The sequence below is a fragment of the Streptomyces sp. NPDC057445 genome, assembly GCF_042802855.1.
Classification (GTDB): Bacteria; Actinomycetota; Actinomycetes; order Streptomycetales; family Streptomycetaceae; genus Streptomyces.
In genome coordinates, this window is sequence record NZ_JBHVDH010000004.1 from 434,003 (window position 1) to 446,174 (window position 12,172).

General features: G+C 70.8%; 12 protein-coding genes. 9 read left to right on the forward strand and 3 right to left on the reverse strand.

Features of this window, described 5'->3' with window-relative positions; translation table 11 throughout:
* The first annotated feature begins 3 nt into the window (after nt 1-3).
* The 6 genes from dxr (at nt 4) to ACFU5O_RS13240 (ending at nt 7,277) form a co-directional block, all read left to right on the forward strand.
* Complete coding sequence (gene dxr, locus ACFU5O_RS13215) at nt 4-1,269, forward strand: 1-deoxy-D-xylulose-5-phosphate reductoisomerase (protein WP_384239584.1); 1,266 nt, start codon at nt 4-6, stop codon at nt 1,267-1,269.
* Nucleotides 1,266-2,567 carry a M50 family metallopeptidase gene (locus ACFU5O_RS13220; RefSeq protein ID WP_384239586.1) on the forward strand — a complete coding sequence of 434 codons (1,302 nt, stop codon included), beginning with the start codon at nt 1,266-1,268 and terminating at the stop codon, nt 2,565-2,567. Before dxr ends, ACFU5O_RS13220 begins: the two co-directional genes overlap by 4 nt.
* A gap of 164 nt (nt 2,568-2,731) precedes the next feature.
* The gene (gene ispG / locus ACFU5O_RS13225; protein WP_384239587.1) at nt 2,732-3,910 is read left to right on the forward strand and encodes a flavodoxin-dependent (E)-4-hydroxy-3-methylbut-2-enyl-diphosphate synthase; all 1,179 of its coding nucleotides are present in this window, start codon (nt 2,732-2,734) and stop codon (nt 3,908-3,910) included.
* A 185-nt stretch (nt 3,911-4,095) separates the two neighbouring features.
* Nucleotides 4,096-4,941 (forward strand): GNAT family N-acetyltransferase, encoded by an 846-nt coding sequence (locus tag ACFU5O_RS13230; RefSeq protein WP_384239589.1) that lies wholly within the window; start codon nt 4,096-4,098, stop codon nt 4,939-4,941.
* A 29-nt stretch (nt 4,942-4,970) separates the two neighbouring features.
* On the forward strand, nt 4,971-5,513 hold the full coding sequence (locus tag ACFU5O_RS13235; protein WP_384239591.1) for a GNAT family N-acetyltransferase: 543 nt from the start codon (nt 4,971-4,973) through the stop codon (nt 5,511-5,513).
* Nucleotides 5,514-5,582: 69 nt separating this feature from the next.
* Nucleotides 5,583-7,277, forward strand: a complete 1,695-nt coding sequence (locus ACFU5O_RS13240; RefSeq protein WP_384239593.1) for a proline--tRNA ligase — start codon at nt 5,583-5,585, stop codon at nt 7,275-7,277.
* Between the two features lie 639 nt (nt 7,278-7,916).
* Here the strand turns inward: ACFU5O_RS13240 and ACFU5O_RS13245 are convergent.
* From ACFU5O_RS13245 to ACFU5O_RS13255, 3 genes are read right to left on the reverse strand one after another with little or no spacing between them, the layout of a single operon-like run.
* On the reverse strand, nt 7,917-8,792 hold the full coding sequence (locus ACFU5O_RS13245) for an aminoglycoside phosphotransferase family protein (RefSeq protein ID WP_384239595.1): 876 nt from the start codon (nt 8,790-8,792) through the stop codon (nt 7,917-7,919).
* Nucleotides 8,793-8,809: 17 nt separating this feature from the next.
* The gene (locus ACFU5O_RS13250) at nt 8,810-9,235 is read right to left on the reverse strand and encodes a ferritin-like domain-containing protein (RefSeq protein ID WP_384239597.1); all 426 of its coding nucleotides are present in this window, start codon (nt 9,233-9,235) and stop codon (nt 8,810-8,812) included.
* On the reverse strand, nt 9,232-9,786 hold the full coding sequence (locus ACFU5O_RS13255) for a hypothetical protein (protein ID WP_384239599.1): 555 nt from the start codon (nt 9,784-9,786) through the stop codon (nt 9,232-9,234). Before ACFU5O_RS13255 ends, ACFU5O_RS13250 begins: the two co-directional genes overlap by 4 nt.
* 370 nt (nt 9,787-10,156) lie before the next feature.
* On the opposite strand from ACFU5O_RS13255, the gene rimP reads away from it, so the two are divergent.
* From rimP to ACFU5O_RS13270, 3 genes are all read left to right on the forward strand, one after another.
* Nucleotides 10,157-10,669, forward strand: a complete 513-nt coding sequence (gene rimP, locus ACFU5O_RS13260) for a ribosome maturation factor RimP (RefSeq protein WP_384239601.1) — start codon at nt 10,157-10,159, stop codon at nt 10,667-10,669.
* A gap of 2 nt (nt 10,670-10,671) precedes the next feature.
* Nucleotides 10,672-11,679, forward strand: coding sequence for a transcription termination factor NusA (nusA, locus tag ACFU5O_RS13265; RefSeq protein WP_384239603.1), 1,008 nt, complete (start codon nt 10,672-10,674; stop codon nt 11,677-11,679).
* A 149-nt stretch (nt 11,680-11,828) separates the two neighbouring features.
* Complete coding sequence (locus tag ACFU5O_RS13270; protein WP_384239605.1) at nt 11,829-12,119, forward strand: YlxR family protein; 291 nt, start codon at nt 11,829-11,831, stop codon at nt 12,117-12,119.
* Nucleotides 12,120-12,172: the final 53 nt, after the last annotated feature.

A 12,172-nucleotide genomic window follows, 5' to 3' on the forward strand; every position in this document is an offset into this window, starting at 1 on the left:
GGCATGAGCGACAGCCCATCCCCCCTCGCCGACCCGCACATCGCCTTCGATCCGGCCGAAGGCCGCCGGGACGTCGTCGTCCTCGGCTCCACCGGGTCCATCGGCACCCAGGCCATCGACCTGGTCCTGCGCAATCCCGACCGCTTCCGCGTCACCGCACTCTCCGCCGCGGGCGGCCGGGTCGGGCTGCTCGCCGAACAGGCGCACCGACTGCGGGTGCGTACCGTCGCCGTCGCGCGCGAGGACGCCGTCCCCGAGCTCCACGACGCCCTGCGGGAGCGGTACGGGACGGGCGAGCCGCTCCCCGAGATCGTCGCCGGACCCGGCGCGGCGACCGAGGTCGCCGCGTCCGACTGCCACACCGTGCTGAACGGCATCACCGGGTCCATCGGTCTCGCGCCCACGCTCGCCGCCCTCGAGGCGGGCCGCACCCTCGCACTCGCCAACAAGGAGTCGCTGATCGTCGGTGGCCCCCTGGTCAAGGCGCTCGCGAAGCCCGGCCAGATCATCCCCGTCGACTCCGAGCACGCCGCCCTCTTCCAGGCCCTGGCGGCCGGTACCCGCGCCGACGTCCGCAAGCTCGTCGTGACCGCGTCCGGCGGCCCCTTCCGGGGCCGTACGAAGGCCGAGCTGGCCGACGTGACCCCCGCCGACGCCCTCGCCCACCCCACCTGGGCCATGGGCCCGGTGATCACGGTCAACAGCGCGACCCTCGTCAACAAGGGTCTGGAGGTGATCGAGGCGCACCTCCTCTACGACATCCCGTTCGAGAGGATCGAGGTCGTCGTCCACCCGCAGTCGTACGTCCACTCCATGGTGGAGTTCACGGACGGCTCGACGCTCGCCCAGGCGACCCCGCCGGACATGCGCGGCCCGATCGCCATCGGCCTCGGCTGGCCGCAGCGCGTGCCCGACGCGGCGCCCGCGTTCGACTGGACGAAGGCGTCCAGCTGGGAGTTCCTTCCCCTGGACACCGAGGCCTTCCCGGCCGTGGGACTCGCCCGGCATGTCGGGGAGCTGGGGGGCACGGCTCCGGCGGTGTTCAATGCCGCGAACGAGGAATGCGTGGACGCGTTTCTCGCGGGACGGCTGCCGTTCAACGGAATCATGGATACGGTCACGGCAGTCGTCGGCGAGCACCAGGGTGCGGGAACCTCGCTGACGGTCCCGGACGTCCTGGAAGCGGAGACCTGGGCCCGCGCCCGAGCCCGGGAACTGGCCGGTCGGACTGAACAGACAATGAAGGCAACAGCGGAGGCTCGCGCATGACGATTCTGTTGACGGTCCTCGGCATAGCGCTGTTCGCCGTCGGACTGCTCTTCTCCATCGCCTGGCACGAGCTCGGCCACCTCTCGACCGCCAAGCTCTTCGGCATCCGCGTGCCCCAGTACATGGTCGGCTTCGGCCCCACGATCTGGTCACGGCACAAGGGTGAGACGGAATACGGCATCAAGGCCATCCCGGCCGGCGGCTACATCCGCATGATCGGGATGTTCCCGCCGGGGGAGGACGGCCGGATCGAGGCCCGCTCCACCTCTCCCTGGCGCGGGATGATCGAGGACGCCCGCTCGGCGGCCTTCGAGGAGCTGAAGCCCGGCGACGAGACCCGGCTCTTCTACACGCGCAAGCCGTGGAAGCGCGTGATCGTGATGTTCGCGGGCCCGTTCATGAACCTGGTTCTCGCCGTCGCGATCTTCCTCGGTGTGCTGATGACCTTCGGCACGCCGACGCAGACGACCGAGGTGGCAGGCGTCCAGAAGTGCGTCATCGAGCAGAGCGAGAAGCGCGACAAGTGCGCCAAGGGCGACCCCGTGGGTCCCGCCCAGGCGGCCGGTCTCCGGGTGGGCGACCGGATCGTCGCGTTCAACGGGGTGCCGGTCAAGGACTGGGCCGACCTTTCCAACCGGATCCGCGCGACCATCGGCCCGGCCACCGTCACGGTCGACCGCGGTGGCGAGGAGAAGGTGCTCCAGGCCACGCTGGCGAAGAACCTGGTGGTCAGGAAGGACGCGGACGGGAACGTCGTGCCCGACGACTTCGTCCAGGCCGGCTACCTCGGCTTCGCGGCGAAGACCGAGATCGTGCCGCAGACCTTCGGGCAGTCCGCCAACCGCATGGGCGACATGATCGAAAGCGGCATCGACTCGATCATCTCGCTGCCGGCCAAGGTCCCGGACCTGTGGAACGCGGCCTTCGGCGACGGTGAACGCAAGGACGACTCGCCGGTCGGCGTCGTCGGTGCCGCGCGCATCAGCGGCGAGGTGCTGAACCTGGACGCGCCCACCGAGAACATCGTCGCCACGTTCCTGATGCTGCTCGCGGGCTTCAACCTGTCCCTGTTCCTGTTCAACATGCTGCCGTTGCTCCCGCTGGACGGCGGCCATATCGCAGGTGCGCTCTGGGAGTCCGTACGGCGCCATGTGGCCAGGCTGTTCCGGCGGCCCGACCCGGGTCCGTTCGACGTGGCGAAACTGATGCCGGTCGCCTATGTGGTGGCGGGGATCTTCGTCTGCTTCACGCTGCTCGTCCTGGTGGCCGACATTGTCAACCCGGTGAAAATCTCCTAGTAACGGGACGTTCAGAGTGGCCGGGCATGTTTGATGCCCGGCCACTCACTCATTGGGAGCCACGACCGGCGTGGTGTGCCCGGGCCAAGGCCCGTGGCGTAACCTCAAGGGCTGGAGCCCGCCGATCTCGGGACCTCGATCCACACCTTGGGGTTGCACAGCAGATGACCGCGATTTCTCTCGGAATGCCGTCCGTTCCGACCAAGCTCGCCGACCGGAGGATCAGCCGCAAGATCCAGGTGGGCTCGGTCGCCGTCGGCGGAGACGCTCCCGTGTCCGTGCAGTCGATGACGACGACGCGGACCTCGGACATCGGCGCGACCCTGCAGCAGATCGCCGAGCTGACGGCGTCGGGCTGCCAGATCGTCCGGGTCGCCTGCCCCACCCAGGACGACGCCGACGCGCTCGCCACGATCGCCAGGAAGTCGCAGATCCCCGTGATCGCCGACATCCACTTCCAGCCGAAGTACGTCTTCGCCGCCATCGACGCCGGCTGTGCGGCGGTCCGGGTCAACCCCGGCAACATCAAGCAGTTCGACGACAAGGTCAAGGAGATCGCGCGCGCCGCAAAGGACGCGGGCACCCCGATCCGCATCGGCGTGAACGCCGGCTCGCTCGACGCCCGGCTGCTGAAGAAGTACGGCAAGGCCACCCCCGAGGCGCTCGTCGAGTCCGCGCTGTGGGAGGCGTCGCTCTTCGAGGAGCACGGCTTCCAGGACATCAAGATCTCGGTCAAGCACAACGACCCCGTCGTCATGGTCAACGCCTACCGTCAGCTGGCCGCCCAGTGCGACTACCCGCTGCACCTCGGCGTCACCGAGGCCGGGCCCGCCTTCCAGGGCACCATCAAGTCCGCCGTCGCCTTCGGCGCCCTCCTCAGCGAGGGCATCGGCGACACCATCCGGGTCTCGCTCTCCGCGCCGCCGGCCGAGGAGGTCAAGGTCGGCATCCAGATCCTGGAGTCGCTCAACCTCCGCCAGCGCCGCCTCGAGATCGTCTCCTGCCCCTCCTGCGGCCGTGCCCAGGTCGACGTCTACAAGCTCGCGGACCAGGTCAGCGCCGGCCTCGAGGGCATGGAGGTTCCGCTGCGCGTCGCCGTCATGGGCTGCGTCGTCAACGGGCCCGGCGAGGCCCGCGAGGCCGACCTCGGCGTCGCCTCCGGCAACGGCAAGGGCCAGATCTTCGTCAAGGGCGAGGTCATCAAGACCGTGCCCGAGTCGAAGATCGTCGAGACCCTGATCGAGGAGGCCATGAAGATCGCCGAGCAGATGGAGAAGGACGGCGTCGCCTCGGGCACTCCGTCCGTCATCGCCTCCGGCGAGGACTCGGTCTCCGTCGGCTGACACACCACTTTCCGCCAGGGACCGGCCTCCAGCAGGGGTCCGGTCCCTGCTCGCATGCGGTGCCGCCGGACATCTCCGGGTACAGTGCGGAGATCAGCAGACCAGGCCGTGACCGGTGCCGACCTGGCACGCGGCGAGCGCGGGCAGGATCACATCCGCCCTGAAGGAGTGTTGGAGCGGCCCTCGTGTTGACGCAGACCACCACCCGGGTGCTCGAACCCGGAGATCTCGGCGCCGCGCTCGCCGTCCTCGAGAGCGAGCCCGTCCACAATGCCTTCGTCACCTCCCGCGTCCAGGTCGCCGGGCTCGACCCGTGGCGCCTCGGTGGCGAGATGTGGGGCTGGTACGAGGACGGACGGCTCCGATCGCTCTGCTACTCCGGAGCCAACCTCGTCCCGATCTGCGCGACGCCCGACGCCGTCCGTGCCTTCGCCGACCGCGCCCGCAGGACCGGCCGCCGCTGCTCCTCCATCGTCGGCCCCGCCGAACCCACCGGTCTGCTGTGGCGGCTGCTCGAGCCCAGCTGGGGACCGGCCCGCGAGGTCCGCGCCCACCAGCCCCTGATGGTCACTGAGGCGATGCCCCCGGACGTCGCTCCCGACCCCTACGTCCGCCGCATCCGCAAGGACGAGATGGAAGTGATCATGCCCGCCTGCGTGGCCATGTTCACCGAGGAGGTCGGCGTCTCCCCGCTCGTGGGCGACGGTGGCCTGCTCTACCAGGCACGGGTCGCCGAGCTGGTCGGCTCCGGGCGCTCCTTCGCCCGTATCGACGACGGCAAGGTCATCTTCAAGGCCGAGATCGGCGCGGCCACCCCTCAGGCCTGCCAGATCCAGGGAGTCTGGGTCGCCCCCGAATTCCGCGGCCGAGGGCTCTCCGAGACCGGTATGGCCGCGATCCTCCGCTACGCCCTCACCGATGTGGCGCCCGTCGTCAGCCTGTACGTCAACGACTTCAACACAGCCGCTCGTGCGGCGTACCACCGCGTCGGTTTCCGCGAGGTGGGCGCCTTCACGAGCGTGCTGTTCTGACCAGATCGGGGCCAAGTAGGGTGCCCGCCATGGAACAGGATGTCGCCGTCGGACCCGCCAACCTCGCAGCCCGCGTGGACGACGCGCTCGCCGTGCAGGCTCTCGCCTTCGGGCTCAGCGAGGACGAGATCGCGATCCGACGTCACATCGTGCTGCGGCACCTGCTCTACCCGGGCGCCTGCGCCTTCGGTGCGACGACCTCAGAGGGCAGACTCGTCGGTTTCGTCTACGGCATGCCGAACGACCGCACCCACTGGTGGTCCACCGTCGTCGAGCCGTACCTCCGCAGAGGCGGCTACGACCACTGGCTCGACGACTCCTTCGTCATCACCGAGCTCCACGTTCACCCCGCGTACCAGGGCCGGGGCATCGGCCGCACCCTGATCACCACCATCACGGACGGCGCCGCCCAGCCCCGCTCGATCCTCTCCGCGATCGACGTCGAGAGCCCGGCGCGCGGGCTCTACCGGACCTTGGGGTACCAGGACCTGGCCCGCCAGGTTCTCTTCCCCAGCGCACCCAAGCCGTACGCGGTGATGGGGGCGCCGCTGCCGCTGCGGCGGGGGAACTGATTTCCACCCTCCGGGATCGCCCGGCTAACCTCCTGCACATCACCCTTTCTTGTACGCAGGAGATAACCCATGGCAGCCCAGGTCCAGCGCATGTCCCGTCTGATGGTCAAGACACTGCGCGACGACCCGGCCGACGCCGAGACGCTCAGCCACAAGCTCCTGGTCCGCGCCGGCTATGTCCGCCGTAACGCCGCCGGCATCTGGAGCTGGCTGCCGCTGGGCATGCGCGTGCTGGAGAACGTCGCCCGCGTCGTGCGCGAGGAGATGGACGCGATCGGCGCGCAGGAGGTCCTGCTGCCCGCGCTGCTGCCGAAGGAGCCGTACGAGGCCACCGGGCGCTGGGAGGAGTACGGCGCCGAGCTGTTCCGCCTGAAGGACCGCAAGGGCGCGGACTATCTTCTCGGCCCCACGCACGAGGAGATCTTCACCCAGCTGGTGAAGGACCAGTGCACCTCGTACAAGGACCTGCCGGTCATCCTCTACCAGATCCAGACGAAGTACCGCGACGAGGCGCGTCCGCGCTCGGGTATCCTGCGCGGCCGTGAGTTCCAGATGAAGGACTCGTACTCCTTCGACACCTCCGACGAAGGCCTGGCGGAGTCCTACCGGCTCCACCGCGAGGCCTACATCAAGATCTTCCAGCGTCTGGGGCTGGAGCACCGCATCGTCTCCGCCGTGTCCGGCGCGATGGGCGGCTCGGCGTCCGAGGAGTTCCTCGCCCCGGCGCCCGCGGGCGAGGACACCTTCGTGTACTGCCCCTCGTGCGACTACGCCGCCAACACCGAGGCGGTCACTTTCGCTCTGAAGCCGGCCGAGGAGGAGCACGGACCGGTCGAGGAGCTGGACACCCCCGACACGCCCACCATCGAGACGCTCGCCGAGCACCTCGGGGTCCCCGCGTCCACCACCCTCAAGAACCTCCTGGTCAAGGTGGACGGCGAGATCGTCGCCGTCGGCGTCCCCGGCGACCGCGAGGTCGACCTCGGCAAGCTCACCGACCACCTCGCCCCGGCCACCGTCGAGCTGGTCACCGCGGAGGACTTCGAGGGCCGCCCCGACCTGGTCCGCGGCTACGTCGGTCCCCAGGGCCTGGAGAAGGTCCGCTACATCGCCGACCCGCGCATCGCCCCGGGCACGGCGTGGGTCACCGGCGCGAACAAGCCGGACACCCACGCGCGGAACGTCGTCTGCGGGCGTGACTTCGAGGTCGACGACTACCTCGACGTGGTCGTGGTCGAGAACGGGGACCCCTGCCCGTCCTGCGGGACCGGGCTGAAGCTCGACCGCGCGATCGAGATCGGTCACATCTTCCAGCTGGGCCGCAAGTACGCGGACGCCTTCCAGCTCGACGTGCTGGGCCAGAACGGCAAGCCGGTACGCGTGACCATGGGCTCCTACGGCATCGGCGTCTCGCGCGCGGTGGCGGCGCTGGCCGAGCAGCACGCCGACGACCAGGGGCTCTGCTGGCCGCGCGAGATCGCCCCGGCGGACGTCCATGTCGTCGCCGCGGGGAAGGCGCTCCAGACCGAGCTGGCGCTCGACGTCGCGGAGCAGCTCGGCGCGGCGGGCGCGCGTGTCCTGGTCGACGACCGCGCGGGGGTCTCCCCGGGCGTGAAGTTCACCGACGCGGAGCTCATCGGTGTCCCGACGATCCTGGTCGCGGGTCGCCGCTCGGCGGAGGGAATCGTGGAGCTGAAGGACCGCCGCACGGGCGCCCGCGAGGAGCTCCCGGTCGCCGAGGCCATCGCCCGCGTCCTGGCCTGACCCCGCGGGTCCGCTGCGCGGTGCGGGTGCGTGGTTGGCCTCTGCCGTGATGTTGGCCGGGGTGTCCGTCCTCAAGCGCCGGACGGGCTGGGTTCACGGGGTTGGCCGGGTCCGTGACTGCGGCCGGGGTGTCCGTCCTCAAGCGCCGGACGGGCTTGGGCGGGGGCTGTGGGTGGGTGGTGGGGCGGGGCCCCTCCGGGCTCGACTCCTCGGGGACGGCGGGTTACCGCTCACCTCAGGGGCGTCCGGTGGTTCCGCCGTCCCCTGCGGGGCCGACCCTGCACGGCCCCGCCCCGGGGCGTGTTGCCGACTGCCCCCGGTGGGGGGTTCACCCGACACACGGCGTTCGGCCCCCACCCCTGGGCACGAGGGGGGGCCGTGGAGGGGTCGTGTCCGGGACACTAAAGCGTGATTTGTGGCGCGGCGCGGGCGCTGTCCTTTGAGGTGCTGGTCAGCGCGCCGTAAATCATGCCGTCCCGGATGGGAGCCCCGGAACGGCCCCCAACGTCAGCCACCCGGTCCGGGCCGACCCCGTACACCTGAGCCCGTCCGGCGCTTGAGGACGGACACACCGGCCATCAACACGGCACAGGCCAACCCCGACAACCACACCCGCACCGGACCCCTACCGCTCCCCGGTCACAGCCACGCCGCGAACTCCAGCGTCGTCTCCGCCTCGCCGACGCGGCCCGCGACCATCGCCCGTGTGCCCGACTCCACCGCGCGGAAAAGCGTCCAGCCCCGCAGCCGGTCCGGATCGACGTCCAGGGAGTCCGCCAGCCGGTTCACCCGCCGCCTCGCGGCCGACGCGCCGGCCGTGGTCGCGATCAGGTCCTCCACGCGGTCGCGGGCCAGCCGGGCCAGGTCGTACGCGCGCTCGCCGACGACGGGCTCAGGCCCGACCGCCAGCCATGGGGAACGGTCGCCCCCGAGGATCTTGCTCTGGCGGAAGTTGCCGTGGAGCAGGAGACGCTCCGGGGACGGGACCGCAGTCAGCTCCTCCCGTGCCTCCAGCGCCGCGGCCACCAGCGCCGGTGGCGCCGAGTCCGCACGCGCCGCAAGAGCGCCGGCCTGCTGCTCCGTACGCTCGGCCACCGACTCGAAGGGATGCCCGGCAGGCGGCTCGACCCACAGCCTGCGCACCGTCCCCGTCGCCTCCAGGAGTGCTTTCGACTCCGGCAGCGACCGCGCCGACACCTCGGGATGCAGGCGTTCCAGGACCAGGGTCCCTTCGGACGCCCCGAGCAGCCGCACCGCACCGAACCCGTTCCAGTGCTCCAGCGCGGCCCGTTCCCGCTCGGATCCCGCGGCGGGCGGGACGAGCTTCAGCGCCGCGGGTGAGCCGTCCTGCCGCCGCACCAGGACGACCAGGCTGCTCCTTCCACCGGGCGCCATCACCCGTTCGACGTTCAGTCCGTGACGGGCGACCGCCTCTTCGAGGAGCTTGGGCAGTTGTCCGAGCCAGTCGCTCTCGCCGAGCGCCCGCACCAGACGCTGGGGCGGTTCAAAACCCATACGTGCGTTGTTCCCTTTCACTGCCCGGTCGCCCGCTCGGCGAGCCCCGGAAAGGCTACGCCGGTGCCACGCCAGCGCACGGCCCGTACCGCCGCCTCGCGCAGCGCCCCCGCGGCCTCCCGCCGCAACGGGCCCGCCGCGGCGCGTACGAGGTCGGAGTAGACGCCCGCGACCCGGTCCTCCAGGACTGCGGCGAGCCGCGCCGCCGCGGCCGCGTCCGGCACCGGGAACGGCAGGGCGTACGCGGCGTCCGCCACCACGGGCTCGCCGCCGAGGTCACGGACCGTCCGCTCCAGCGCGTCGCGCCGGGACCGGTGCGACGCGTACGCGGCCGTGGCCTCGCCCCGCCGGTCCGCGCCCACCCGGCCGCCGACGACGCCGTACCCGTACACAGCGGCATGCTCCGCGGCGAGCGCGGCCTGAGCTGCGTTCAGGGCGCTCATGAGCGGGCCCCTTTCGTCAGCAGGTACGCGTGCACGGCTCCGGCGGCGGCGACCGATGCCAGCAGCCTGGCGTACTCCGGCGGCGCGCCGACCAGCGCGGCCGTGTGCGCGTCGGCCGTACTCCTTTCGGCAGCGGCGAGTCCCCTCACGGCGGCAGCGGCAGCGGCAGCGGCAGCGTCGGCGTCGGCGTCGGCATCGGCATCGGCATCGGCGGGTGCGTGGGGCTCGGAGGCCGCATTGGTCGCAGAGGCTCCGGGGCTCGGGGGCTCTGACGCCTTCGGGCTCGTGGCTCCAGGGGCCGCCACCGGTGCCAGCGCCTCGACGTGCCGCGCCACTACCGCCCGCAAGGGCGCCAGCCGCGGCGCCAGCTCCGGATGAGCCTTCAGGACCGCGTCGTACCGCAGGAGCAGCGCGGCGCTCACCGCCGTGCTCCGCCGCCGCAGCGCGGTCTCCGCCGAGACGGAACCCGGCGCTGTGCGGCGCCTTGCCGGCGTGGCCTCCGACGAGCACCCGGCCAGTGCGGCGGCAGCGGCCGCCGCACTGGTTGCCATGAGCGCACGCCTGCGCGTCGTCCCCGTACGCTCCACGTGACCCGTCCGGGGCTCGTGGCTCCCGGCCCCGAGGAGTCCCCGGTCGGCCCCGGTCAGGCCGGCCTCGCCGGCCCCGTCACGCGCATCTGCCGCGCTGTCGTCGGTCGGCACGGCTCCGCCATGTCTCCCTCCTCCGCCCTGCATCTGCACGTGTCAGACCCCGCTCCCTGGTCCGGCCCGGTCCGCACGACAGGCCTTGCTGTGATCACCGCAGGCGAGCGTACCTGCGGGTCAGTCGAGGGTGGACGGCAACACCCCCCGGGACCGGATACCCTTTGTGCTGACACACGACGAAACCCACAACAGCACACGCGGCCGAGGAGTCACCCGGATGAGCACCACCCAGAGCGAGAGGCTGCGCGGACTGCTCGAACCGCTCGTCAGCGCCGCGGATCTGGATCTGGAAGAGATTGAGCTTTCCCGGGCCGGCCGCCGCCGTGTACTCCGGGTCGTCGTGGATTCCGAGGACGGTGTCGATCTCGACGCCTGCGCCGAGCTGAGCCGTGTCATCTCCGACAAGCTCGACGAGACCGACGCCATGGGCGAGGGCGAGTACCAGCTCGAAGTGACGTCGCCAGGCGCCGAGCGCCCGCTCAGGGAACACCGTCATTACGTACGTGCCAAGGGCCGGATGGCCAGGTTCCAGCTGACCACGCCGGAGGGGCAGCCGGCCGGTGAGCTGGTCGCACGGATCCTCGACCTGGACGACGAGGGCATCGACGTGGAGGTGCCGGGCGTGAAGGGGCGCAAGCCCACCGCTCGCCGCATCGCCTTCGACGAGATCGCCAAGGCGCGCGTCGAGATCGAGTTCAACCGCAAGGACAAGAAGGAAGAGGAGGCGTAGCCGTGGACATCGACGTGAAGCTCCTGAGGGGCTTGGCACAGGAGAAGGAGATTGCCTTCGACCTGTTGGTCGACGCGATCGAGTCGGCCCTCCTCATCGCCTACCACCGCACCGAGGGAAGCCGCCGCCACGCACGCGTCGTGCTCGACCGACAGTCCGGGCACGTGACCGTGTGGGCGAAGGAGGAGCCGTCCGAGCTCGAAGAGGGCCAGGAGCCCCGGGAGTTCGACGACACCCCGCACGATTTCGGCCGGATCGCGGCTTCCACCGCCCGCCAGGTCATCCAGCAGCGGCTGCGGGACGCCGAGAACGACGTGACTTTCGGTGAGTACGCCCGCCGCGAGGGCGATGTCGTCGCCGGTCAGGTCCAGCAGGGCAAGGACCCCAAGAACGTCCTGGTCCGGCTGGACGACAAGCTGGAGGCCATCCTGCCGGTGCAGGAGCAGGTTCCCGGCGAGGAGTACACGCACGGTCTGCGTCTGCGTACATATGTCGTGCGGGTGGCCAAGGGTGTCCGCGGTCCCTCCGTCACCCTGTCGAGGACGCACCCCAATCTGGTGAAAAAGCTCTTCGCCCTCGAGGTGCCCGAGATCGCCGACGGTTCGGTCGAGATCGCGGCCATCGCACGGGAGGCCGGGCACCGCACCAAGATCGCTGTGCGGTCGACGCGCAGCGGCCTCAACGCCAAGGGCGCCTGCATCGGGCCCATGGGCGGGCGGGTGCGCAACGTCATGGCCGAACTGCTCGGCGAGAAGATCGACATCGTGGACTGGTCCGACGATCCGGCCGAGATGGTCGCGAACGCGCTCTCGCCGGCCCGCGTCTCAAAGGTCGAGATCGTCGACCTCGGTGCCCGCTCCGCCCGGGTGACAGTGCCTGACTACCAGCTGTCACTGGCGATCGGCAAGGAGGGCCAGAACGCCCGCCTCGCCGCTCGTCTCACCGGCTGGCGGATCGACATCCGCCCGGACACCGAGCAGGCCCCTGAGCAGGCATCCGAGCAGGGCTGACGCCCCGGATCCCCGGGCGGACGGGGCCGTGGAACAGATCACGGCCCGTACTCGTTCGGACACGGGGAGAGCGCCACGGGTTTTGAGCCATCAACTGTTCGATTCTTGCCCCAAAGGGGTGAGGTCGCCACGGGGAGGTAGACTTAGTCGTGTCTGGTCGGACGCATGACCGCGCATGCCCTGAGCGAACCTGCGTGGGATGCCGGGAGCGAGCGGCCAAGAGCGATCTGCTGCGCATCGTGGCGGTCGAGGGCGTATGCGTCCCCGATCATCGCGGTACGCTGCCCGGCCGGGGTGCGTATGTGCACCCCGCCTCGGTCTGTCTCGACCTGGCGGTCCGGCGCCGGGCGTTCCCGAGGGCCCTCAGGCTCCAGGGACCGCTCGATACCGCGGACGTGAGCCGCGCCGTCGAACAGGCGGCAGCGCAGGCAGCACCGTAAGAAGTAGGAAAGCAGTACCGCACGGAACCCCATGCGGTCAGGTACCTCGCGAG

Coding starts and splice junctions, on each gene's coding strand:
- ACFU5O_RS13255 (WP_384239599.1), bottom strand. CDS start 9,786: ATGGCAACCAGTGCGGCGGCCGCTGCCGCCGCACTGGCCGGGTGCTCG.
- dxr (WP_384239584.1), top strand. CDS start 4: ATGAGCGACAGCCCATCCCCCCTCGCCGACCCGCACATCGCCTTCGAT.
- ACFU5O_RS13220 (WP_384239586.1), top strand. CDS start 1,266: ATGACGATTCTGTTGACGGTCCTCGGCATAGCGCTGTTCGCCGTCGGA.
- ACFU5O_RS13245 (WP_384239595.1), bottom strand. CDS start 8,792: ATGGGTTTTGAACCGCCCCAGCGTCTGGTGCGGGCGCTCGGCGAGAGC.
- ispG (WP_384239587.1), top strand. CDS start 2,732: ATGACCGCGATTTCTCTCGGAATGCCGTCCGTTCCGACCAAGCTCGCC.
- rimP (WP_384239601.1), top strand. CDS start 10,157: ATGAGCACCACCCAGAGCGAGAGGCTGCGCGGACTGCTCGAACCGCTC.
- ACFU5O_RS13235 (WP_384239591.1), top strand. CDS start 4,971: ATGGAACAGGATGTCGCCGTCGGACCCGCCAACCTCGCAGCCCGCGTG.
- ACFU5O_RS13240 (WP_384239593.1), top strand. CDS start 5,583: ATGGCAGCCCAGGTCCAGCGCATGTCCCGTCTGATGGTCAAGACACTG.
- ACFU5O_RS13250 (WP_384239597.1), bottom strand. CDS start 9,235: ATGAGCGCCCTGAACGCAGCTCAGGCCGCGCTCGCCGCGGAGCATGCC.